Origin of the sequence: Mucilaginibacter jinjuensis (assembly GCF_028596025.1) — a bacterium.
In the GTDB taxonomy this organism is placed as follows: Bacteria; Bacteroidota; Bacteroidia; order Sphingobacteriales; family Sphingobacteriaceae; genus Mucilaginibacter; species Mucilaginibacter jinjuensis.
Genome location: NZ_CP117167.1, coordinates 4,849,146 through 4,874,553, shown reverse-complemented (window position 1 = coordinate 4,874,553; position 25,408 = coordinate 4,849,146). Strand labels below are relative to the sequence as shown.

At 42.3% G+C, this 25,408-nt stretch carries 14 protein-coding genes; 13 read left to right on the top strand and 1 reads right to left on the bottom strand.

Annotation, left to right across the window (positions count from 1 at the left end; all coding sequences use genetic code 11):
- Positions 1-24 precede the first annotated feature (24 nt).
- The 4 genes from PQO05_RS20975 to PQO05_RS20960 all read left to right on the top strand — a co-directional run bounded on the left by PQO05_RS20975 (position 25) and on the right by PQO05_RS20960 (position 4,598).
- Complete coding sequence (locus tag PQO05_RS20975) at positions 25-2,700, top strand: FtsK/SpoIIIE family DNA translocase (protein WP_273629408.1); 2,676 nt, start codon at positions 25-27, stop codon at positions 2,698-2,700.
- Between the two features lie 63 nt (positions 2,701-2,763).
- Positions 2,764-3,444 carry an outer membrane lipoprotein periplasmic chaperone LolA1 gene (lolA1, locus tag PQO05_RS20970; protein ID WP_273629407.1) on the top strand — a complete coding sequence of 227 codons (681 nt, stop codon included), beginning with the start codon at positions 2,764-2,766 and terminating at the stop codon, positions 3,442-3,444.
- Between the two features lie 120 nt (positions 3,445-3,564).
- Positions 3,565-3,837, top strand: a complete 273-nt coding sequence (locus PQO05_RS20965; RefSeq protein WP_273629406.1) for a hypothetical protein — start codon at positions 3,565-3,567, stop codon at positions 3,835-3,837.
- Positions 3,834-4,598, top strand: a complete 765-nt coding sequence (locus tag PQO05_RS20960; RefSeq protein WP_273629405.1) for an MBL fold metallo-hydrolase — start codon at positions 3,834-3,836, stop codon at positions 4,596-4,598. Before PQO05_RS20965 ends, PQO05_RS20960 begins: the two co-directional genes overlap by 4 nt.
- 26 nt (positions 4,599-4,624) lie before the next feature.
- On the opposite strand, the gene PQO05_RS20955 is transcribed toward PQO05_RS20960, so the two are convergent.
- Positions 4,625-5,386 (bottom strand): NUDIX hydrolase, encoded by a 762-nt coding sequence (locus PQO05_RS20955; protein ID WP_273629404.1) that lies wholly within the window; start codon positions 5,384-5,386, stop codon positions 4,625-4,627.
- A 733-nt stretch (positions 5,387-6,119) separates the two neighbouring features.
- Here PQO05_RS20955 and PQO05_RS20950 point away from each other — a divergent pair.
- The 9 genes from PQO05_RS20950 to PQO05_RS20910 all read left to right on the top strand — a co-directional run bounded on the left by PQO05_RS20950 (position 6,120) and on the right by PQO05_RS20910 (position 25,404).
- Positions 6,120-9,350, top strand: coding sequence for a SusC/RagA family TonB-linked outer membrane protein (locus PQO05_RS20950; RefSeq protein WP_273629403.1), 3,231 nt, complete (start codon positions 6,120-6,122; stop codon positions 9,348-9,350).
- 22 nt (positions 9,351-9,372) lie between these two features.
- Positions 9,373-11,217: a RagB/SusD family nutrient uptake outer membrane protein gene (locus PQO05_RS20945; RefSeq protein ID WP_273629402.1), complete on the top strand. Its 1,845-nt coding sequence runs from the start codon at positions 9,373-9,375 to the stop codon at positions 11,215-11,217.
- A 146-nt stretch (positions 11,218-11,363) separates the two neighbouring features.
- A complete protein-coding gene (locus PQO05_RS20940) occupies positions 11,364-14,876 on the top strand; it encodes a CRTAC1 family protein (protein ID WP_273629401.1) in 3,513 nt (1,170 codons plus the stop codon).
- A 4-nt stretch (positions 14,877-14,880) separates the two neighbouring features.
- Positions 14,881-16,209 (top strand): vanadium-dependent haloperoxidase, encoded by a 1,329-nt coding sequence (locus tag PQO05_RS20935; protein ID WP_273629400.1) that lies wholly within the window; start codon positions 14,881-14,883, stop codon positions 16,207-16,209.
- Between the two features lie 23 nt (positions 16,210-16,232).
- A complete protein-coding gene (locus tag PQO05_RS20930; protein ID WP_273629399.1) occupies positions 16,233-17,804 on the top strand; it encodes an FG-GAP repeat domain-containing protein in 1,572 nt (523 codons plus the stop codon).
- 82 nt (positions 17,805-17,886) lie between these two features.
- Positions 17,887-19,434 carry an FG-GAP repeat domain-containing protein gene (locus PQO05_RS20925; RefSeq protein WP_273629398.1) on the top strand — a complete coding sequence of 516 codons (1,548 nt, stop codon included), beginning with the start codon at positions 17,887-17,889 and terminating at the stop codon, positions 19,432-19,434.
- Between the two features lie 94 nt (positions 19,435-19,528).
- A complete protein-coding gene (locus tag PQO05_RS20920; RefSeq protein WP_273629397.1) occupies positions 19,529-22,324 on the top strand; it encodes a glycoside hydrolase family 2 protein in 2,796 nt (931 codons plus the stop codon).
- 190 nt (positions 22,325-22,514) lie between these two features.
- Complete coding sequence (locus tag PQO05_RS20915; RefSeq protein ID WP_273629396.1) at positions 22,515-23,804, top strand: flavin monoamine oxidase family protein; 1,290 nt, start codon at positions 22,515-22,517, stop codon at positions 23,802-23,804.
- Positions 23,805-23,997: 193 nt separating this feature from the next.
- Positions 23,998-25,404, top strand: a complete 1,407-nt coding sequence (locus tag PQO05_RS20910; RefSeq protein WP_273629395.1) for a TolC family protein — start codon at positions 23,998-24,000, stop codon at positions 25,402-25,404.
- The last annotated feature ends 4 nt before the right edge of the window (positions 25,405-25,408 follow it).

Genomic DNA, 25,408 nt, shown 5'->3' with positions numbered 1-25,408 from the left:
TGTAATTAAATCTGTTGAATCAGGATGCCGCCAAAAGGGAATCAGTTTAAATCTAATAGTTTCAAAGACGAAAATAAGCCTCGTCAGGGTTCTGCCAAAGAAGAACCAGGGAAAAGGACAAGGCCCCGGATAGAGCTACCACAGTTCGATCTCCGTAACAATGGCCGTCTGATTAAGATCATCGGCTTGTTTTTCCTCATCCTGTCTATCTTCTTTTTTATAGCCTTCACTGCCTATTTATTTACCTGGCAGCAAGATCAAAGTTATGTGTCGCACGCTAATGGCGGCTGGCATAACCTGTTTAAAACCCAGCAGGAGCTGCTTGATAACGGCGTTAAAGACCCGATAGTTGATAACTGGATGGGTAAGCTTGGCGCGCTATTGTCAGATCAGTTTATTTACCAGTGGTTCGGCTTAGCCTCTTATATTTTTGTAGGCATATTTGTTATTATCGGTTATCGCCTGTTATTTAAGATCAGGCTTTTTTCGCTGGCCAAAACTTTAGCCTATTCATTTTTCGGGATCATATTCTTTTCAGTTGCTATTGGCTTTGTACATGGCTTGATTTCAGACTATCCTCATTTTTTAGAGGGCGAGTTTGGCTATTGGAGCAACCGTTTACTTGATGCGCAGATAGGGCAGGCCGGTACAGGTTGCTTGCTAGTTTTTGCAGGTTTAACCGTATTGATCATTGCTTACAACATCGACTTTAAATTACCTGAGCGTAAAACCAAAGGCGGCTTAATGCCATCGGCAATAGGTGCCGACGGTATTGTGCCCGAGCCCGTTGATATTGAAGGCGACATTCCAGATCCATTGGATTGGAAAAGCAACCGTGCCCGTTTTGAACCATTGCCAGACAATGATAACGTAGATGAAGAGCGCCTGCAGCAGAATATTATAGTACACAAACCTGTTGTGGCTGCAGAGCCTGTAGAAACCGAAAGCATTGTGCCGCATACTACAGCACATACCACGGTTTTACAAAATAACATCCTGCACGAACCTATCATCCTTACGCCGGAACCTTTGATGGAAGACCCGGCTGATGTGGAGGAGGAAGAAGAAACGAATGAAATTCCGCTTACGCTGGAGATAGAAGAAACCCGCCCGCAGGCCGAGTTAACGATTGAGCAGGAAACGCCAAAAACAGCTAACGAACTGGTTGAGAAATTCGGTGCCTTTGATCCTAAGCTCGATTTATCAGGTTATAAATATCCTCCGATTGATCTATTAGAGAATTACGGCTCGAATAAAATTTCTGTCGATGCAGGTGAACTCGAGGCCAACAAAAACAAAATTGTTGCCACGCTGAACCACTATAATATCGAGATTGATAAGATCAAGGCAACCATCGGTCCAACAGTTACACTGTACGAAATTATCCCAGCTCCGGGTGTACGGATCTCGAAGATCAAGAACCTTGAGGATGATATTGCCTTAAGCTTAGCCGCATTGGGTATCCGTATTATTGCGCCAATGCCGGGTAAAGGCACTATTGGTATCGAGGTGCCAAATCAACATCCTGAGATGGTTTCGATGCGTTCTGTGCTGAACTCAGAGAAGTTCCAGAACACCACGATGGATTTACCTATCGCGTTGGGTAAAACCATTTCGAACGAAGTATTTATTGCCGATCTGGCCAAGATGCCTCACTTACTGGTAGCAGGGGCAACCGGTCAGGGTAAATCGGTTGGTATCAATGCTATTTTGGTATCTTTATTATATAAGCGTCACCCGGCCGAATTGAAGTTCGTGCTGGTGGATCCTAAGAAGGTGGAGCTTACGCTGTTCCGCAAGATAGAAAGACACTTTTTGGCGAAATTGCCAGATGAGGCCGATGCTATTATCACCGATACTAAAAAGGTAATTAACACGCTCAACTCGTTGTGTATCGAGATGGATCAGCGTTATGATCTGTTGAAAGATGCACAGGTACGTAACCTCAAAGAGTATAATGCCAAGTTTGTTAATCGCAAGCTTAACCCGAATGAAGGTCACCGTTTCCTACCATTCATCGTACTGATTGTGGATGAGTTTGCCGATTTAATGATGACGGCCGGTAAAGAGGTAGAAACACCAATTGCCCGTTTGGCGCAGCTGGCACGTGCCATCGGGATCCACCTGGTTATTGCAACGCAGCGCCCATCGGTAAATATTATTACGGGTACTATTAAGGCCAACTTCCCGGCCAGGTTGGCATTCAGGGTATTGTCTAAGATCGATTCGCGTACCATTCTGGATTCGGGCGGTGCAGATCAATTGATCGGTCGCGGGGATATGTTGCTGGCCATGGGTAGCGATTTGATCCGTTTACAGTGTGCCTTTGTGGATACGCCGGAAGTGGAGCTGGTATCAGACTTTATTGGTAACCAGCGTGGCTATGCAACCGCCATGTTATTGCCAGAATATGTTGGAGAAGGCGAAGCAAACAGCAGCCCGAAAGAATTTGACGCTAATGATCGTGATTCAATGTTCGAAGATGCAGCCCGTTTAATTGTACTACATCAGCAAGGCTCAACCTCATTAATTCAGCGGAAACTAAAACTTGGTTACAACCGTGCCGGTAGAATTATAGATCAGCTGGAAGCCGCAGGTATTGTCGGCCCGTTCGAAGGCAGTAAAGCCCGCGAGGTTTTATATCCGGATGAGTACAGCCTGGAGCGCCACCTCGAAGAATTAGCCAAGCCGCGTGATTAAACCATATATACATTTAACTATCTAATCTATAAATACCCCGGTATATTTTGGGGAAACAAGCTCATGAAAAAATACACACTACTTTTTATACTGGCCCTTATTGGCTTCAACAAATCGTTTGCACAGAAGGATGCCCAGGCTAAAACTATTTTAGATGCGGTTACCCAGAAATACAAAAGCTACGATGCCATTAAAACAGACTTCGCTTTTACTTTAGAAAACCCTGCGGCTAATATCAAAGAAACCCAAACCGGTACTTTGGTAGCCAAATCAAAAAGCAGCAAGTTTAAGGTTACCATTTATGGTAAACCCGTTGCAGGCAAACCTTCGATAGCGCAGGAAATTATCAGCGATGGTAAAACCCAGTGGACTTACCTTAAAAAAGATAACGAAGTTCAGGTAAGTGATGTTGATAAAAGCGGTGAAGGTTTTAACCCTGCTCAAATTTTCACCATCTACCAAAAAGGCTACAAATACCTTTACACCGGCGACCAGAAGTTAAACGGTAAAACCTGCCAGGTAATTGACCTGAGCCCGGAAGATGCTAAGAAATCGGTATTCAAAATCAGGTTGTTTATTGATAAAGCCCAAAAGGAAATTGCAAGCGCTTTAATATTCGATAAAAACGGTAATAAGTATAACTATACTATTAAAACCTTCTCGGGCAATGCAGCCTTGCCTGATAGTACTTTCGGGTTTGATGCCAAAGCACACCCGGGTGTCGAGGTGGTTGATTTACGATAATATAGGTATACAAACTATGATATTTAAAGGCTAACCTTAACGGTTGGCCTTTTTTGTAAACAATTGGTCAATTTTACAGCATACTTTACTATTTTTGAAAAAGCCACGTTATATATAATAATGTTAACAGCCACCAATCATACGTTAGAGAAACTGGAAAATCTGCTGAAAGCGGCAGGTTATAAGGTAAGGTATGAGAAAGGCAATTTTAAAACGGGCGCTTGCCTGCTGCAAAGCAGCCGTATGATTGTGGTAAACAAGTTTTCGAACCTGGAGAGCAAAATACTGGCTTTGGCCGAGTTAATCCGCACCACAGATTTTGATCAGAAGCAATTTGACGATAAACAGCTGGCTTTCTATCAGCAAATAAAACAAACCGAATTACAGCTGTGACCATCACTTTTTTAGGAACCGGAACTTCACAGGGTGTACCCGTTATAGCCTGCACTTGCGAAGTATGTACTTCTACCGATAAGCGGGATAACAGGCTACGCTCTTCTATTTTAATAGAAAGCGATGGAAAAGTGATTGTTGTTGATACCGGTCCCGATTTTCGATACCAAATGTTGCGCGCCAAGGTAATGCACCTCGATGCCGTAGTTTTTACCCACGAACATAAAGACCATATTGCCGGGCTGGATGATATCCGCGCGTTTAACTATAAACAGCAAGCTGCAATGAGTGTATATGCTAATGAGCAGGTACAAGTAGCCTTGAAGCGCGAGTTCTACTACATTTTCAGTGATTTTAAATATCCGGGCATCCCGCAAGTTAACCTGCATACTATAGATAAGAATACTCCTTTTCATATAGGCGAAGTGAAGTTAACACCGATAGAGGTGCTGCACTACAAGCTGCCGGTTCTTGGTTTCAGGGTTAAAGATTTTACTTATATCACCGATGCCAAAACCATTAGTGATACCGAGCGTGAGAAAATTAAAGGGAGCAAAATTTTGGTGATCAATGCGCTGCAAAGACAAAGCCATATCTCGCATTTTACCTTTGATGAAGCCATTGCTTTTGCTCAGGAAATGGGAGCGGAGCATACCTACTTTACCCACATCAGCCACCGCCTGGGCAAGCATGCGGATGTGAGTGCCGAGTTACCTGCAAACATTCATTTAGCCTATGATGGTTTGCAGATAACCCTCTAAAACGTATACCTTATATAAGGTATATATTACCACCCCGCAGCCAGTCCTTCTTTCAACGCCTGCTGATATTTTTCGAGATTAAACGAGTATAGATAAGGTGCTTTGTGTGCGCCGCCCTTGCGTGGGTGCTCAGATCTGTTCAAGATATCGAAAGCTAAAATTTTGCGCTGAAAATTCCGGCGGTCGAGTTTTTTATCGAGGATAGTTTCGTAAAGCTTTTGCAGCTCGGGCATGGTAAACTCATGCGGCATCAGGTTGTAACCAATTGGCTGGTAGTTGAGCTGCAGGCGTAGGGCATCAAGCGCATTATCTAAAATCTGTTTATGATCGAGGATAAACATCGGAAGGTCATCCAGGCCACACCAAACGCATTTTTCTGATAAAGCATCCGGTGCAGGAACCGTGTTATGAAAATCAACCAGGGCATAATAACCAATAGTGATAAAACGGTTGCTGAACCAGTTATCCTGGTTGTCCACTAAATCTTTATACATCTCATAATGGGGCCGCGAACGCTGCGGATCTCCAAATACGTGGAATTGCTGCAAAAATATTTCATCAAGGCCCGTGCGCTGTTTTAGTATCCGGTTGGCAGCATCGTCCAGGTGTTCGTCTTTCAAAACAAAACCGCCTGGTAAGTACCATTTTTGCTCATCCTTAATTTTTAGGGATAATACTTTCAACTGGCCTTCATGAAAACCAAAAACTACACAGTCGATAGATATATGATTCAGCCAGTTTTTTTTGGCTTCACGGGTGTATTCTATTAATTCCTGTCTTGTAAACATTTAATAATAAGCTAATAACAACGATTTTTGTTCAAAAGTGATCAATATATTTTAAATAGGTGCAACCCAAAATATACTATTTTACCCCTAAATGTGATGAATTTTTAACATCAATTTATATCACCTCAAAACAAAAAATGCATCCATAAAAAAGGCGTTTGTTTAAATTATGTTAAGGTAAATACAAAAGTTGCTTAACATAGCCCTTGTTTTTGACAAACATACCCCCATTTTGTTGCAAAACATTGTTATTAAAATCACAATTGCAGGTAGTATGTATTGTGATAAATCTAAAAAACACCTGTGTATACTTTACACTTATTTGATAAATACGGTATTTTTTAAATTAATAATAATTCTGCAAAAGCCCTTGTGTATGCCCTACACTTAATCTACATTAGGATTAAGCCAATTATATAACAGTACTAAAGCAGGACGTATTAAAATCCTGATATTATTATAACAAAAAAAGATTACGGACGCTATTCAAATCCACGTTTAGAAATGAATATGTTAAATCAAATTTTTGTAGCTAATAGCAAACTATGGTAAAACCTTTACTTAAATTTCTTCGGGTAAAATTTAACCATGCTGTCACGCAGCATAATGGTTACCCCAGGGGCACATTTAATTCTGGCCCTTAGGGGCTAAGGGTTTTTATGGTGCTTTGTCTCTCTCAACAAATAAGCTCAATAATAAATCAATTAAATTAATCAACTAAAATCTCAATCTCATGTTTAAAAGTTTACTCCTCAAGGTAAGGGTGCTGTGCATGCTACTATGCTGCATACTCTCTTCATTGGCAGTTACAGCTCAAACAAAGATCACCGGCCACATTGTTGGCAGTGATGACAAGCAACCTGTAGTTGGTGCCGCTATCCGCATTAAAGGCACAACTATTGGTACTGTAACTGATGTTAACGGTAATTTTACCCTAAGCGCCACGTCTGGCCAAACACTGGTAATCACTTATGTAGGTTATGCAACTACAGAAGTTAACGTAACCGGTGCTGCTGCTTACCCTATCACATTACAAGTAAATAACAAATCATTAAACGAAGTAATCGTAACAGGTTACACCTCTCAACGCAAAAAAGATATCTCTGGTGCGGTTGCTGTGGTAAACGTTAGTGATGCTAAAAAACTGCCTACAGGTAGCTCTGAGCAATTATTACAAGGCCAGGCTTCGGGTGTTACCGTGCTTACAGCAGGTGCCCCTGGTGCAGGTAGTAACGTGTTTGTACGCGGTGTATCGAGCTTTGGTAACAGTGCGCCTTTATACGTAATTGATGGGGTGCAAACCAACAGCATGTCTGATCTTAACCCTAACGATATCGAAAGCATAAGCGTATTGAAAGATGCGGGTACTGCTGCTATCTATGGTGTATCTGGCGGTAATGGTGTTATCTTAATTACTACTAAAAGAGGTAAATCTGGTAAAACTACTATCAGTTATGATGGCTTTTATGGTACCCAGGTTCCTCCGGGCGGCAACGTTTGGCATACTTTAACCCCACAAGGCATGGCTCAACTTGCTTCTGCTGCGGGCGACAATGGTAACATCGGCCCCAATAAAATTTATACCAGCAGCCTTGGTATCCCAACTTACGGCTGGAATGGTACAAAAGGGCAAGGTGCCGGCGATAATGTTAATTTAGGTGATTATCATTTTGATGCCAACAACCCGGCTAACGATTTCCTAATCCAGAAATTTAACCAACAAGGTACTGACTGGTTCCACGAAATTTTTAAATCGGCTCCAATTCAAAGCCACAACATTACTGCAAGTGGCGGTACCGATAAAAACGCTTATTTGTTCTCTTTAGGTTATCTTGATCAACAAGGTACTTTAATTGATACTTACCTGAAAAGATACCAGGCACGTATCAATACTACATTTGCACTGAATGACCACATCCGTGTAGGTGAAACAGCTTATATGTTTTATAAAGAAACCCCTTACGGTAACCCTAATGGTTATGGCGGTTACGGTAACCAGGCAGAAAACAATGCGATTTCAATGAGTTACCGTATTATGCCTCAAATCCCGGTTTATGATATTGGCGGTAACTTTGGTGGTACTTATGATGGCCCGGGTGGTGAGCCACTTGGTAACGCAGCTAACCCTGTTGCACAACAATACAGAACTAAAGATAACTTCGACAAAACCTGGCAAATCCAAGGTAGTGCCTTTGCTGAAGCTGATTTCCTGAAACACTTTACTGCAAGAACTCAGTTTTCTGGTACTTACTTTAATGACTGGGAGTATGGTTTCAGTAGCTTAAATGCCTATAACGATTATGAAAACCACGGTACATCTAACGGTTATTTCGAAAACTCAAGATATAACAGCAACTATAACTGGACAAACACCATTAAATATGCTCAAGTAATAGGTAAACACAATATCAGTGCATTTGCCGGTTACGAGCAAAGAGAATTTTACGGAAGATTTTTAAGTGGTGTATCTACCAACCTTTTCTCGGTAGATCCTGATTATGCTAACGTGAGCAACGGTACATTGAATAACAAAGCACAAAGCAATGCTATCCAGCCAACTGCTACCCGTTCATTATTTGCTAAAGTTGATTATATCTATAACGATCGTTACATCTTAAGCGGTACTATCCGTCGTGACGGTTACTCTGCATTCGGTAACGAAAAATGGGGTAACTTCCCTGCAGGTACTGCTGCATGGCGTATATCTCAGGAAGATTTCATGAAAGGTATTAGCTGGATTAATGACCTGAAATTACGTGGTAGCTACGGTGTTGCCGGTAATAACGCCAACATCAACGGCTCTAACGCTTACAGCTTGTTCGGTTCAGGTTTCGGTTCATCATATTATGCAATCAATGGTACAGTAACCAGCCAGGGCTTTAACAACTCACAAATTGGTAACGCAAACACCAGCTGGGAAAAAGATAAAATTGCAAACTTTGGTTTAGATGCAACTTTATTCAACCATTTGGATATGTCTGTTGAGTACTACAAAAAATCAATCTCTGGTTTATTGTACCCTCAACCATTGCCTGCTACAGTAGGTGGTGCTACAGCTCCGTTTGTTAACATTGGTGATATCCAAAACCGTGGTTGGGATATTTCAGCCACCTACCATGGTGTTGCCGGTAGTGATTTTACTTACAGCATTGGTGCTAACATTACAACTTACAAAAACGAAGTTACTTCTATCCCGGGCGACTACTTCGATGCATCTAACTCTCGTGTAGGTTACCTTATCCGTAACGAAGTTGGTCATCCAATTGGTTCATTCTTCGGTTATAAAGTTATTGGCTTAAACAACAGCACTGCTGAGGCTAATGCTGCTCCAACTTATGCTGGCGCTGCTGCAGGTTCATTCAAATACGCTGATATTAATGGCGATGGTAAAATTGATGCCAATGACCGTACCTTTATCGGTAACCCGAACCCTAACTTTACCTATGGTGTAAACCTTAACGCTGCTTACAAAGGCTTTGACTTTACTGCAGTATTTTATGGTTCACAAGGTAACGATGACTATAACTTCACTAAATACTACACAGATTTCTACTCATCATTTACAGGTGGCAAATCACAAGCTGCATTGTATAATTCATGGGGTTCACCAGGTGTAACCAATCCAACTGTTACTAAAGCAAGTTACTCGCAAACTATGGGTTCAACTATCGGTAGTAGCTATTATGTTGAAAACGGTTCGTTCCTGAAAATGCGTGTTGCTCAAATAGGTTACACTATTCCTGTAAACACTACCAAAAAAGTGGGTATCAGCAAAGTGCGTGTATATGTTCAAGGTACCAACCTGTTTACTATTACCAAATACGACGGTTTAGATCCAGAGTTACAGCCATCTTCATATAACGGTGTTTCAAATGCTACTCAAAGTGCAGCGTTTGGTGTTGATTACGGTAGCTACCCAACCAACCAAAGACAGTATATTTTAGGTGTTAACGTAACATTTTAACATTTATAAAAAAGATTAAAACATGAAAAAGTCATTATATAAAATTGTTATACCAGGTACGCTGGCGTTGCTTTCTGTATCTTATTCTTGTAAGAATTACCTGGATAAAAAGCCAACAGGTGTATTGGCATCATCTGTACTTGCTAACAAGGCGGGTGTAGAAGGTATACTAATCGGTGCGTATTCAATGTTAGATGGTGTTTACCAGGGCCAGGCTGTTGATGCCTGGGAAACCAGCGTTGATAACTGGAGCTTTGGTGGTATTGCATCTGACGATGCTTACAAAGGTTCAAACCCTACCGATCAGCCGTATGCTGCCGAGATTATGACCCACACCACAAGTGTTGTAAATGAGTACGTAGTTAACAAATGGAAAAACTTATACAACGGTATCCAACGTGCTAATGACGTGTTAAGAGAAATTCCACAGGTTACAGACGGATCAATTGACCCTACTTACAAAGCACAATTAATTGGCGAAGCCCGCTTTTTAAGAGGTGTTTACGAATTAGAGTTATCTAAAATCTGGAGAAACGTACCTTACGTTGATGAAACTGTAACTTATGATGCAGGTAACTTTAACGTAGGTAACCCAGGCCCGATCTGGGATAAAATTGAAGCCGATTTTACTGCCGCTGTTGCCGTATTACCAACTACACAATCACAAATTGGCCGTGCCAACAAATATGCAGCCGAAGCATTCTTAGCAAAAGCTTATATGTTTGATCATAAATATGACCAGGCTAAAACAGCTTTGGCTGATGTTATTACAAATGGTGTAACCTCAAGCGGTGTTAAATATGCGTTAGAGCCTTATGCAAATAACTTTAACCCGGCTACTAAAAACGGTCCGGAATCTGTATTTGCAGTGCAAATGTCTGTATTGGATAATGCAAACGGTTACAATGGTAACTCTGGTGATGCATTGAACTACCCAAGCGGTGGCCCTGCTACCTGCTGCGGTTTCTACCAGCCATCATTTAGCTTTGTAAACTCATTCCAGGTAGATCCGGTTAGAGGCTTACCATTGTTAGATACTTATAACACTAACAATTTCAAGAGCGATCAAGGTGTATTGGCAACAGATGCTACCTGGTTACCAGATTCAACAACTCCGGTAGATTCACGTCTTGACTGGTCTGTTGGTCGCAGAGGTATCCCTTATTTAGATTGGGGTATTCACCCGGGAGCAGCCTGGTCACGTGACCAGCCAGATGCAGGCCCTTACAGCCCGATCAAAAACGTGTACTACAAAGCACAACAAGGTACTACCAGCGATACTTACAATGGCTGGGCAGCTAACCAGGCAAACTCAAACAACTACAACATGATTCGTTTTGCTGACGTGTTGCTTTGGGCTGCAGAATGCGAAATAGAGTCTACTACAGGTAGCGTAGCACAAGCAGTAACCTATGTAAATATGGTTAGATCACGTGCTGCAGATCCAACCGGTTGGGTTAAAGGCCGCTTAACCGGTTACACTGGTGGCGATGTAACTAAACCTATTGTTGATAACACTTTACCTGCTGCTAACTACAAAGTTGGTTTATACACAGCTGCAGATTTTACATCAAAAGATCAGTCTCGTAAAATCATCTGGTTTGAGCGTAAACTGGAGTTAGGTATGGAAGGTCATCGTTTCTTCGACTTACAACGTTACGATGGTGTGTTTGGTGGCCCAGGTGGTACTGGTTACATGAAAACTGCACTTACTGCTTATATTGCTCATGATAGCAAAATCGCTGGTTTTGCTAACCCTACAATGCAAGGTAATACCTTTACCTCAAACAAAAATGAGATCTACCCTATACCTCAAAGCGAAATTGACGTAGAGCACGGTCCATTAAAACAAAACCCTAACTATTAATAGTCATTAGTACTATATTTAAGGCGGAAACACACGTTTCCGCCTTTTTTTTAAACCAAAGTTTCGAATTTATCCCGATGAAGCCTGTTTATTACTTAGTGTTTCTGCTATTCGCATTTACAATCAGTTCATGCTATAAAAAGAGCATGTTTGAGCTGATAACTTCCTCACACTCTGGCATAACATTTAACAACCATATTGTTGAAACGGATTCTATCAATCCGCTAACCATGATCAACATTTACAATGGTGGCGGTGTTGGCGTTGGCGATTTTAATAAAGATGGCAAACCCGATCTATATTTTACCGGTAATGCTGTTTCAAACAAGCTTTACCTTAATAAAGGCGATTTTAAATTTGATGATATTACCGCCCGGGCAGGTGTAGCAGGTAAAGGCGGATGGGGCAGAGGTGTTGCCGTTGTAGATATTAATAATGATGGCTGGCCCGATATTTATGTTTGTAATACACTGTTAAAAGATTCAACCAAGCGAACCAATTTACTCTATATCAACCAGGGTAATGATGTAGAGGGTGTTCCGCATTTTAAAGAAATGGCTGCCGAATATGGCCTTAACGCCCATGTGCATTCAACTATGGCCTATTTCTTTGACTATGATAACGATGGCGACCTGGACATGTACCTGGTTGTAAATGAATTAAACCCGGGTGATAACCCAACAACCTTCAGGCCGATACATAATGATGGCTCATATCACAGCACCGGGCATCTATACCGTAACGACTGGGATCCAAAACTAAAACATCCTGTTTATAAGGATGTATCTAAACAAGCCGGCATCAATATAGAAGGATATGGCCACGCGGCCAGTATTGTAGATATAAATAATGATGGATGGAAAGATATTTATGTAACCAATGATTTTATAACCAACGATATTTTATATATCAACAATCATGATGGCACATTTACCGATGCTGCAAAGCAATACTTTAAACACACTTCACTAACTGCAATGGGGCAGGATTTTGAGGATATCAACAATGATGGCCTTGTAGATATGTTTGCCTTAGACATGAACCCTGAAGATAACTTCAGAAAGAAAATGTTTATGACACCCAACAGTTATCAACTTTACCAAAACACCGATTATTACGGTTATCAATATCAATACGTTCATAATACATTGCAGTTAAACCAGGGTAATAGCCTGGGCGAGGGTGATTCTGTTGGCCATCCGGTATTTAGCGAAATAGGTTTTATGAGCAATGCTTCGCAAACAGACTGGAGCTGGTGCCCGCTTATTACAGATTTTGATAACGATGGGTACCGCGATATTGTGGTTACCAATGGTTACCCGCGCGACGTTACCGACCACGATTTTACAACCTTCCGTGCACAGGCTTACCAGGTAGCCAGCATGCAGCAGATTTTGAGCCAGATCCCGGTTGTTAAAATTCATAATTATGCTTTTAAAAATGGCGGCAACCTGCAGTTTAGCGATGAAACCACTAACTGGGGATTAACCATCCCAACCTTTTCAAACGGTGCCGTATATGTTGATCTGGACGGCGATGGTGATATGGATATGGTTATTAATAATATTAATGACGAAGCCATGGTATACAAAAATACCCTGCGCGATAAAGCTGATAGTAAAGCAAATGATCATTACCTGCAGATTAAGTTTGATGGAGATAAGCAAAATATTAACGGCTTTGGGGCTATTGCCAACATTTATTATGACCACGGCAAGCAGCAGGTGTATGATAATACGCCATATCGTGGTTATTTGTCAACCAATAATGATATAGCTCACTTTGGTTTGGGTGCTGTAACTAAATTAGATTCGGTAGTAATTCACTGGCCCAATTTGAAGAAACAAGTATTAACTAATGTAAATGCCGACCAGGTGCTGAAGGTAAATATTGCCAACGCAAAGTTACCTTATACCTACACGCGCCCTGCTATTGATAAACAAGCCCTGTTTAGCGAAGTTACCAAAGCGCGCAACGTAACCTACAAACATCAGGACGAAGATTTTATCGATTTTAATATACAAAAACTCTTGCCGCATAAATTTTCTGAATATGCCCCTGCAACTGCTGTAGGTGATGTAAACGGCGATGGCTTTGATGATATTATAGTTGGGGGGAATGCCAAATATCATGCTCAGGTTTTGCTACAGGGAGCTAATGGCAAATTTACTCAAAGGGATTTAACGCCGGGCGTTGATACCAAAATGCAGAGCTATAAAGATGAAGGCATCTTGCTATTTGATGCAGATGGCGATGGAGACCTCGACCTTTATATTGCCAGCGGTGGTTTCGAAAGTGATTCTAATTCGCCTAATTACCGCGACCGCTTTTATATTAACGATGGCAAAGGCAACTTTACTGAACAACAAGACGCGATGCCGGGCAACTTTACCAGTAAGCTATGTGTGCGTGCGGTTGACTATGATAAGGATGGAGACCTCGATCTGTTTGTATCGGGTAGGGTTGACCCATGGAATTACCCTAAGCCGGTATCGAGTCTAGTTTTACGTAACGACAGTAAAAATGGTCACGTTAAGTTTACAGATGTTACGGCATCAGTAGCTAAAGATCTTAAAAACATTGGTCTGGTTTGCGATGCTACCTTTACCGATTTTGATAATGATGGCTGGCCCGATCTGGTACTTGCAGGTGAGTGGATGCCGGTTACATTTTTAAAGAATGATAAAGGCGTATTTAAAAACATTACCCCGCAAAGCGGAATAAGCGATAAACTGGGCTGGTGGAACACCATCGCCGCAGGTGATTTTGATCACGACGGGGATATTGACTACATAGTTGGCAACACCGGTTTAAATACTTTCTACAAAGCCAGTGAGCAATACCCGGTATACATAACCGCCAATGATGTTGATCATAACGGCAGTTATGATGCTTTTGCCTCCATGTATTTCAAAGACCCTAATGGGGAAATGAAAGAGTTTCCGGTTAATGGGCGCGATGATATTATTAAGCAGGTGATAAGCACCAGGATAAGGTATCAGAACTATAAATCGATGGCTACGGCAACAATGGACGAGTTTTTAACTCCCGAGATGCGCAAAGGCGGTGTAAGGCTTAAGGCTAATACTTTGCAATCATGCTATTTACGTAATGATGGCAATGGCAAGTTTACTGCGATACCTTTACCTATCCAGGCCCAAATGTCTGAACTCTGTGGCATCACTGTTGATGATTTTGATGGCGATGGTAACCTCGATGTAGTTATGAACGGTAATGATTACAGTACAGAAGTTAGCACCGGCCGCTATGATGCCTTTAATGGCCTAATGTTAAAAGGAGACGGTAAGGGCGGCTTTAAACCACTAAGCATTATGCAAAGCGGTATCTACATCCCCGGCGATGGTAAGGCGCTGGTTAAGTTGCGCAGCGCTAATGGTAGCTATATGTTAGCCGCAAGCCAGCACTTAGGCAATATGAAATTATTTGAACTGAAACGCCCTGTAAAAACTGTAAAACTGGAGCCGTTGGATATGTTTGCGGTAGTTAAATACAAGAATGGCAAATCGGGCCGGTTAGAGTTTTATAATGGCTCTTCGTTCTTGTCACAATCGGGCAGATTTTTTAATATTGAAGATAATATGGCCTCTGTACAAGTAACCAACAGCACAGGCAAAACCAGGAATATTACCTTAAATTAATCACATGTTTAGTACGAAATTATTTAAAGCAACGTGCATCATTTTAGCAGGCTGCTTTGCTATAAGCTGTTCCCCAGGTAAACACCCTGTTAAAATTGATGATGCCGAAATTCTGCACCAGAATGAAGATCAGTTAACCCAGGTAATTATATACGATGTGTTTACGCCGCCGGTAGCCAGCCGTATTTATGGCTATGCTTCGCTGGCTTCGTATGAGGCTATGCGCTATTCAGATCCTAATTATAATTCACTTATTACCCAGTTAAAAGATTTTGGCAAACCGCCAGAGCCTCAAAAAGGTAAAACTTATAACTACACTTTAGCTGCTACACACGCCTTTTTTACAGTAGCGCACAAGGTGGTATTTTCTGTCGATTCATTAAAAAAGTATGAAGATGGCGTGTATGCCAAATTCAAAAATAACCTCGACGATTCAACTTACGCCCGCTCGGCAGCTTTTGGAGATAGCATTGGGAAGCTTGTTTTAAAACGTGCAGCCTTCGACAACTATCCGCAAACACGTGGTAAACCTCGTTTTTTGGGTAGCCGCGATCCGGGTAAATGGCGCCCAACACCTCCGGATTATCTGGATGGGGTAGAATTTTGCTGGGGTACCATGAAACCGTTCGCTATCGAATCGTCGTCGCAGTTCCCTTTGCCACCTCCACCTGCTTACAGTGAGGATAAGAACAGCGAGTATTACAAGCAAAATCTCGACCTGTATAATAAATGCACGCACTTAAGCAAAGAAGAGGAATTGATAGCCCGTTACTGGGACGATAACCCTTTTGTGATACAGCACACCGGGCACATTATGTATGCCAATAAAAAAATTACTCCTGGTGGTCACTGGATAGGTATTACAGCTATTGCTTGTAAAAAATCACACGCCAGCGCTATAAAAACGGCACAAGCTTATGCTTTAACCGCTATTGCATTGTATGATGCCTTTATTACTTGCTGGCAGGTAAAATACACCACCAATTATATCCGCCCGGTAACGGTAATTAATGAGCTGATGGATCATGGCTGGTTGCCTTTATTGCAAACCCCACCATTCCCAGAGTACCCGAGCGGGCATAGCGATATCAGCGGTGCATCGGCAATTATGTTAACGCATTTATTTGGCGATAACTTTGCTTTCCAGGATACAAGCGATCTACATTACATTGGTATGCAACGCCATTTCGATTCGTTCATCAAAGCATCAAACGAAACTTCGGTAAGCCGTTATTATGGCGGTATCCATTACCTCAACAGTGTTAACATGGGCGCACAGCAAGGCCATGATGTTGGCGAATACATTTGGAAAAAACTTAAATTAACAAAATAACCAAACTACCCATATAAATCTAAATGAGTATATCAATTAAATCTAAATACGTTTTTGGGTTGTCGGCCTTTGTGTTGCTGGTGTCGGGCAGTGTGCTGTTTAATGGCTGCAAATCAAAAACGGCTACTACTAACTCTACTTCAGATCTTACCTTAACCGGCGATACCATTCACGATGGCCAGCTACTGGCGGCAAAATACTGTACCAGTTGCCACAAGCTGGTACCTGCCGAGGCTTTAACCAAAGATGTGTGGGAATATCATACCTTACCTTCGATGGCTAAATTCGCAGGGATATCTACTTATGGTACCGGAGCGTATTTTAAACGCGACAGCTCCAACACGGGTATGTCTATTACAGAATGGCAAACTTTAGTGGCTTATTATAAGAAAACAGCCCCGCAAACCGAGGTTCCGCAAAAAAGGCCGAATTCGCTAATTAACGATTGGGCTGGATTTACATTAAAACTTCCTGCCGGTACAGCAGATATTAAAACTGCTTTTACCACTATGGTAGCTGTTGATCCAACAGGTCATAAAATATACAGCAGCGATATCACCACCGAAAAACTCTATTCATGGGATGCCCAGCTTAAACCAAGCGTTATGGCAGGGTTGGAAAGCGGGGCTGTTGATATGCAATTTGTGAAAAATGCAGACGGAAAATACGATGGTATCATTTCATGTGTGGGCCAGATACAGCCATCAGATTTTCCTAATGGCCGCGTGGTGAAAGTTAATTTAACCGGAAAAGCCGCGACAAGTGATATTGAAACAGATTTATCGCGTCCCGTACAAACACAAGCTGCCGATTTTAATAAAGATGGCTTAACTGATTATGTGATCTGTGCGGAGGGAGGCATTAGAGGCTACCTGGCTTGGATGAAACAGAACGCAAACCACACCTATACCCGTAATGTAATTAAAGCAAAAGAAGGTGCAGTACAAGCTGTAGTTGGCGATTTTAACAATGATGGCTGGCCGGATGTAATGGCACTCTATGGTTCGGGCAACGAGGGTTTGTTTATGTATTTAAACAACCAGAAAGGTGGCTTTACTGAGAAAATGCTGTTGCAGTTTCCACCGGTTAACGGCTCAAGCAGTTTCCAATTGGCTGATGTAAACCATGATGGTAAACCGGATCTGATCTATACCTGTGGTTATAACTTCCGCGATTCGCGCATCTTAAAGCCATACCACGGTTTGTATATCTTCACCAATACGGGTGACTGGAACTTTAAGCAATCTTATTTTTACCCGATTAATGGTTGTACCAAAGCCATTGCTGCTGATTTTGATGGCGATGGTGATCTGGATATTGCCACAAGCGCTTATTTCGCCGATTTAAGGACCCAACCATCTGAAAGCTTTGTTTACTTTGAACAGGATAAAGCCATGCACTTTAAGCCACATGCTGTGCCTGTAAGCAAATACGGCCGCTGGTTCAGCATGAATGTGGGAGATTTTAATGGCGATGGTAAACCCGATATTGTGCTGGGTAACTACAGCAAAGGATTAAGTATCAACGCTAACTTAAACCCTAACCAAAACGAGCAAATCCCGCTGATTGTGCTCGAAAATCACACAAAAAAATAAAGGTCTGCATTAATAATAAATAGCTTTAAGAATGTACATTTTGTGCAGCCTTAAAGCTATTTTGCGAAATATATCTATCTGCATGTTTAAAATTTCTAAATCTGCTGTTGTAAAACTATTTGTGGCTGCCGGTATATCGGGTGTGGTTGCAATAGCTTTTAATAGCTGCCGTAATAACAATACGAATACCACCCCGCAAACTTTTGATGGGCGGCAACTGGCTACAAAATATTGCACAAGCTGCCACATGTTGCCCGAACCTAAACTTGCTGATAAAAAAAGCTGGCAACAAGGCATATTACCGGCCATGGCCAAGAACCTGGGTTTGCAGCAATATATGGGTCAAATCTTCGCCGATCAGCATTCTGCTCTTTCCAGCGCCGAGTGGCAGGCCATTGCCAAATGGTATGTTTCTAACGCGCCTGACTCATTAATTATACCCAAACCCGATGTAACGCCATTGCGCGATTGGGCTGGTTTTAGTCTAATTCGGCCTAAAACAGTGAACAAGCAAATGTCGGCCATGACTACCATGGTATCGGTTAGCCCGGATGATCATCAACTTTATACCGCTGATGCATCTAACAATTTATATAAATGGACACCTGATGGCAAATCAACCGTGGTTTATTCATTTGATTCACCCGTAACGGGTGTCGAATTTGTTAAACGACCCGAAGGCAACGTTGGCGTATTTACCACTATTGGTAATATGATGCCGGTTGATATGTCGAAAGGTAAAATACAGGAGCTAAACCTCAGCCAAAGTAAACCTCAGCCTCCGTTGATAATTACTGATAGCTTGCCACGCCCTGTACAAACCGTTACTACTGATTTTAATAAAGATGGCCGTACTGGTTATGTGGTATGCGGTTTTGGACACGACAGGGGAGGTGTTTATTATGTACATCAACTCCCCAACAAAAAATATAAAAAAGAATTGATGCTCGGTTTACCAGGCGGCACCCAGTTAGTAAAAGGCGATTTTAATAATGATGGCTGGATGGATGTAATGTGCCTGTTTGCACAAAATGATGAAGGTATCCGCATATTTTATAATAACCACAAAGGTGGCTTTGATGTTAAAACTATTCTGCGTTTCCCACCAATATATGGTTCGAGCAGTTTTCAGCTGGTTGATTTTAACCACGATCGTAAGCTGGATATTTTATATACCTGCGGCGATAACAGCGATTATTCGAAAGTATTGAAACCGTATCATGGTATTTATATCTTCACCAATTTGGGCGACTGGAAATTTAAACAAACCTACTTTTACCATATAGATGGTTGTACCAAAGCCATGGCTGCCGATTTTAAAGGCGACGGAAGTTTGGGCATTGCTGCAATTGGCTTCTTCAGCGATTTTAAATATCATCCCGAAGAAGGTTTTACTTACCTGGAGCAAACTAAGCCGAATAATTATATCGCTCACCAGATCCCTGTGGAAAAATATGGCCGTTGGATAAGCATGGATGTAAACGATGTAGACGGAAACGGAAGCCCGGATATTATATTAGGAAACTTCTCGATAGGGCAACGTGGATTGCTTAATCAAAGCGGATATAAGCCGCAGTGGGACAATTTTGAGCCAATCATCATCCTTAAAAACAATATCAATAAGCATTGAAAGGCTTTTAGTACGGAATTATATCATAAAAGGGTAAATCAATATAACAGCATCCGCGCCGATGTTGTGTAGTTTTGCTATAAATAGATATTAAATGAAGAAGAGTTTTCTTTCAACCATAGGAAGCCTTGTTGCAACGTGCTTATTGCCTTGTACATTACTGGCACAAAGCGGCGCTGTTAAGCAGGTTAAGCTTACAGATTTCCAACTGCAATCATCATCGCTGATTGGCGAATCGGGTGCAGAAGTTTCCAACCCTAAATACCATTCAAAAGTTTACTGGATGCCGGTAAAGGTACCATCGACAGTGTTAACAGGTTTGGTAGCCAATAAAGTTTATCCTGATCCATATTTGGGATTGAACAATATGCTGATCCCCGATGCATCAGACGAGTTTAACAAAGAATATGATCTGGCTAAATACAGCCACCTGGCAGGCGAAAACCCCTGGAAGAAACCTTACTGGTACCGCACCACTTTTAAAGTGCCCGCTGGCGATAAAGGCCGTACTTTTCAGTTGATATTTAAAGGTATTAACTACCGTGCAGCAGTTTGGGTTAATGGTAAACAAATTGCCGACTCAACCCAGATGGCCGGTATGTTTGCCGAATACAGCTTAGATATTAGCAAACACGTAAACGCAGGTGGCGAAAACGTACTGGCTGTTAAAATATATCCGCTCGATTATCCCGGTTTTCCTGATAAAGAACAACTGGAAGCAATGGGGCCGTTCTATCTGAATGGTGGCCCTACAGGCGATATCGGTAAAAACGTTACCATGCTATGTTCGGCAGGTTGGGATTGGATCCCGCCTGTGCGCGATCGTAACATGGGTATCTGGCAACCGGTATTTCTACGCACTACGGGTGGTGTAACTATTAGTCAGCCAAAATTGGTTACTGATTTGCCTAAACTGCCCGACACCAGCGTAGCTAAACTTTCATTAAACCTTAAACTTGCTAATCATAGCGGCGTAGCTGCCAATGGTAAGTTGACCGTGAGTATTAAACCGGAGAACTTTACCGGTGCTGCTATCCAGTTCTCGCAAGCTGTAAAAGTAGGAGCCGATGGTACTGATGTTGCATTGAGTGCAGATAAAATCAACCAGTTATTAATCCACCAACCGCATTTATGGTGGCCGAATGGTTATGGTAAGCCAAATCTTTACCGTATCCGCTTGCAATATGTTGATGAAAAGGGAATGGCCGATGATACTACCTTCATCTTCGGTATCCGTACCGTAGGTTCAAAAGCAACCACAGTAAATGGCTTTGTGCGCCGCGAATTTTATGTAAACGGCCAGCGTGTACACTTAAATGGTGGTGCATGGGTGCCGGATATGATGCTTAACCGCGATTCGGCCCGTTACGATTATGAGATGCACCTATGCCGTAATGCCAATGTAAACCTGGTACGGATCTGGGGTGGTGGTGTTACACCGGGCGATGCATTCTGGAACGCTGCCGACAAATACGGCCAGATGGTGTGGTCTGATTTTTGGATTACCGGTGATACCCAAGGCGAGTTTAAAGGCTCGCCGGATTATCCTTTGGAAGGCAATGTATTTATTAAGAATGTTGTTAGCACGATACTGCGTGTACGTAACCATCCAAGCTTACTGGTTTGGACTGGTGGTAACGAAGGCCACGCCCGTAAAGAATTATACTACGCCATGCGTAACAACGTAATTGCATTGGATGGTACGCGTCCGTTTATACCATGCTCATCGGGCCATGCACATTTGCCTGAGGATTGGGATAAATCATGGCCTGATAACCTGGATGCCGGTGTTTACAGTGGTGGCCCTTATGATTGGAAAGACCCTAAAGAATATTACAAACTGGCAGATTTAGCGCACGACTGGGTATTTAAGGATGAAACAGGGATCCCATCGCAGCCACCGTACACAACATTGCCAAAAATCATCACCAACCTAACCTGGGATAAAAGCTTGCCTTTCCCGCTTAACAATAGCTGGGGTTACCATGATGCCGCAACAGGTGCAGGTAAGTATGATGAGTATTACAAAATAATGGCTAAACGTTATGGTCAACCGACTGATATTGTAGAGTTCTCGGACAAGATGCAGCTGATGAATTGGGTGGGTTACCAGGGCATCTTCGAAGCAGCTGGTTCAAAACTAACCAAAACTGGCGGTGTAATGCTTTGGAAACTGAATGCCGCTTTCCCAAGCGTAATCTGGCAGATCTATGATTGGTACCTGGAGCCTAACGCCGGTTATTACGCCATGCAAAATGCGGTTGAGCCATTGCACATCCAGTTTAATCAAAATGATTCTACTGTGGCTATTATTAACCGTACACATCATGCAACAGGCAGTTTGAGTGCTGATGCTGCTATTTATACAACAGATACCAAACTACTGAAATCAGTACACCTGGATAATTTAGGTTTGGCTAAAGAAGGCACACAATCTGTTATCAAATTAAAAGAAGCGTTAGCTTCTATTAAAGGTGTAAGCTTTGTGGTATTAAATTTGAAAAATGCCGCAGGCAAAGTAGTATCGCATAATGTTTACTGGATGGCACCTGATAACGACTTTACTGCCTTCAACAAAATGAAGCGTACACAGGTGGTGGCCAAAGTATTAAAAGGCACCAAAGGCATCAGCGAAAACAAATGGACTGTGGAGCTGAGCAACAATAGTTCGCAAATTGCATTCTTTGTTCGCCCGCAATTAATGAAGAATGGCGAAGAAGTAATGCCAAGCTATTGGAGCGCCAATTACTTCACACTGGCACCGCACGAGAGCATTACCGTTACCGTAAGCGCCCCGGTAGCCAAATTAGGATCAGCTACGCCAAGCATCCTGATTGAGGGCTGGAACATAGACAAACAAACACTAAGCGCGCCTTTGGCGAGCAAGTAATAAAAAAGCTCAATCAATCTCTCTAAAACCGGCCGTCTCAAAAACTTTTGAGGCGGCTTTTTATTTAACAGTTGTGATTAACAGTTGTCGGTTGTCTGCCAAATAGCTGTTATCTTAGCATTGGGTTTTTGAATTGATTCTGAAGCATGGAGCTCGTCTTGTCTCCTGTTTCTTGACTCTTGTTTCTACTATGAAAAATATTATCGTTATAGGTGCAGGTGCAACCGGATTAATGGCCGCACGGTTATTAGCAAAAGCCGGTAAGCAAGTTATTGTGCTGGAGGCGCGTAATCGCACTGGCGGGCGTATCCATAGTATCGATGATGCTTCATTTTTTAAAGGGGCCGAACTGGGTGCCGAGTTTGTACATGGCGACTTACCGGTAACCCTGGCTTTGTTAGATGAAGCAGGTATTGGCTACAGCCATGCCGGTGCAGAAATGTGGCATTACAAAAATGGTAAGCTTTCGGCAGACGATGTGGAGGTAGTAGGTTGGGGAGAATTAATGGCGAACCTCATTAAGTTGAGGCATGATACCAGTATCAGTAATTTCCTGAACGAATATTTTCCGGAAGAAAAATATGAAGCGTTAAAGAAATCGGTGCTCAGGTTTGTGGCAGGCTACGATACGGCTGACCCTGACAAGGCCAGCGCCTTTGCCCTGCGCGAAGAATGGCAGAACGAAGATGACGGCGCACAACACCGGGTAGAAGGCGGTTATTGCCGGATGATTAATTACCTGGTTGATGAAATCAAATCATCAGGCAATAAAATTTACCTTAACGCCCCGGTAAAAGCCATAGACTGGAGTGGTGGCTTAACTAAGGTAATAACATTAACAGGGGATACTTATGAGGCCGAAAAAGTGTTGCTTGCATTGCCGCTTGGTATTTTGCAGCTATCATCAGAACATAATAGCCATATTACTTTTCAACCCGAAATCCCTGCGCATTATAATGCCTTGCAGCAGATAGGCTTTGGTGCCATTATTAAAATATTATTGAGGTTTGATGAACCTTTTTGGGAACATGCACGAGGGAAGGATTTGAGCAATATGACTTTTTTGCTTTCCGAAGAAAAAGTACCTACCTGGTGGACCCAGGCTCCGCAGCATGAACCTGTACTTACAGGATGGTTGGGTGGGGGACCAGCTAAAGCTTTTGAACATGCATCGGAGGATGAATTGTTTGACATGGCGATTGTCTCCTTGTCAAACATATTTGATATAAGTATAGCCGAATTAAAAGATAAGTTAATTGCGCGTTACATTGTAAACTGGACTGCCGACCCTTATACCCGGGGCTCTTATGCTTATGATACAGTTACTTCGGCGCAAGCACGATCTGTATTAAGCTTCCCGGTCAAAAAAACTTTGTATTTTGCAGGGGAATATTTGTATCAGGGGCCATCGATGGGGACTGTTGAAGCTGCCCTTACAAGCGGTAAAAAAGCAGCAGAAACTATTTTAACTGACCTGTAAGTTTTTAACCTTTATGATATAAATTATCATAAGTGCCTAAATTTACTGACTTAAAAGTATGTGTTTCTGAAATTATGACTTTTTTCGTCTGATTTTGACATTAATATTGTAATAAAACTGGTTACGAAACAGGTTTATTACAAAAAGCAAAGCCAGTAACGGTTAAATTTGCCCATCTCATATAGGTTACCCCATGTTTAATAAAATTGCATTTTACGGCATCACGTCGATTTTTATTACTTTCTCTACGGTACACGGATATGCCCAGCAAACGCTGAGTATGAAGGATGCAGAAAGAATTGGTTTGGAGAACTATCCGGCCATTAAAGCAAAGGCTAATCAGCTTAATGCTTCAAAAGCTTCTCTGTCTGAAAGCCGTACCGAGTATCTTCCCAATTTAAACTTCTCTGGTCAGCAGGATTATGGTACCATTAACGGTACTAATGGCCCGTTGTATGGTTACCGCGGAGGAGCTGTTGCTTCATCGGGCCCGGCGCTGGCTTCCCAAAACTGGAACGCTGCATTCGGTGCACTGTATTTGACCAATGTTGATTGGGATGTTTTCGCTTTCGGCCGTGCTGTTGAAAGGGTGAATGTTCAGAAAAACATTGTGGCTCAAAGCCAGAACGACCTTAACCAGGAGCTGTTTCAACACAAAGTTCGTATTGCTGCTGCTTATTTAGATTTACTGGCAGCACAGCGTATTGTTAAATCACAGCAAGACAATCTTGACCGCGCACTCGAATTGCGCCGCGTAGTGGTTGCCCGCGTAACCAACGGTTTAAACCCGGGGGTAGATTCATCACTGGCTAACTCAGAAGTTTCTAACGCACGCATCGCATTAACCAATGCACAGCAAACCTCACAGGATCGTAACAGCCAGCTGGTACAATACCTTGGTGTAACACCGCAGCAATTTTTGTTAGATAGCGCCTTTGTAACCGGCGTACCTGCAAATACAGATGCTGCTTCAACGGTATCTTTGCAAAACCATCCGTTATTGCAATTTTATCAAAGCCGTATAAATGTAAGCGACACACAAGCCAAGTACCTGAGTAAAATGGCCATGCCAACGTTCAGCTTTTTCGGAACTTTCCAGGGCAGGGGTTCTGGCTTTTCGCCGGGTGTAACTGCAGCAGCGCCTAATATTTATAATGATAATTATGGTTCGGGTGTAGATCCAACCCGCTATAACTACCTGATAGGTATCGGCGTAAACTGGAACTTTACCAGTTTATTCAGGGTGCATTACCAGGTTAAATCGCAGAAATATACTTCGCTGCAATTTAAAGATGATTACGACCTGATCAGCCAGCAACTGGTTGCCCAGCAGGCATTAGCCGAAACCCGGATCGATAACTCATTGAAAAACTTCCGTGAGGCACCAATTGAGGTAAAAGCTGCGAGCGATGCTTACATACAAAAAGGAGCATTGTACCGCAATGGTTTATCGAGCATTGTTGATTTTACAACAGCATTGTTCAACTTAAACCGTGCACAGATTGACCGTGATATTGCTTACAACAACGTATGGCAGGCGGTGCTATTGAAAGCTGCAGCAGCAGGCGATTTTGGAATATTTATAAATAACTTACAATAATATA

Bases quoted from the DNA above. Each gene is read 5' to 3' on its own strand.
- PQO05_RS20975 (WP_273629408.1), top strand. From the start codon at position 25: ATGCCGCCAAAAGGGAATCAGTTTAAATCTAATAGTTTCAAAGACGAA.
- lolA1 (WP_273629407.1), top strand. From the start codon at position 2,764: ATGAAAAAATACACACTACTTTTTATACTGGCCCTTATTGGCTTCAAC.
- PQO05_RS20965 (WP_273629406.1), top strand. From the start codon at position 3,565: ATGTTAACAGCCACCAATCATACGTTAGAGAAACTGGAAAATCTGCTG.
- PQO05_RS20955 (WP_273629404.1), bottom strand. From the start codon at position 5,386: ATGTTTACAAGACAGGAATTAATAGAATACACCCGTGAAGCCAAAAAA.
- PQO05_RS20950 (WP_273629403.1), top strand. From the start codon at position 6,120: ATGTTTAAAAGTTTACTCCTCAAGGTAAGGGTGCTGTGCATGCTACTA.
- PQO05_RS20945 (WP_273629402.1), top strand. From the start codon at position 9,373: ATGAAAAAGTCATTATATAAAATTGTTATACCAGGTACGCTGGCGTTG.
- PQO05_RS20940 (WP_273629401.1), top strand. From the start codon at position 11,364: ATGTTTGAGCTGATAACTTCCTCACACTCTGGCATAACATTTAACAAC.
- PQO05_RS20935 (WP_273629400.1), top strand. From the start codon at position 14,881: ATGTTTAGTACGAAATTATTTAAAGCAACGTGCATCATTTTAGCAGGC.
- PQO05_RS20930 (WP_273629399.1), top strand. From the start codon at position 16,233: ATGAGTATATCAATTAAATCTAAATACGTTTTTGGGTTGTCGGCCTTT.
- PQO05_RS20925 (WP_273629398.1), top strand. From the start codon at position 17,887: ATGTTTAAAATTTCTAAATCTGCTGTTGTAAAACTATTTGTGGCTGCC.
- PQO05_RS20920 (WP_273629397.1), top strand. From the start codon at position 19,529: ATGAAGAAGAGTTTTCTTTCAACCATAGGAAGCCTTGTTGCAACGTGC.
- PQO05_RS20915 (WP_273629396.1), top strand. From the start codon at position 22,515: ATGAAAAATATTATCGTTATAGGTGCAGGTGCAACCGGATTAATGGCC.
- PQO05_RS20910 (WP_273629395.1), top strand. From the start codon at position 23,998: ATGTTTAATAAAATTGCATTTTACGGCATCACGTCGATTTTTATTACT.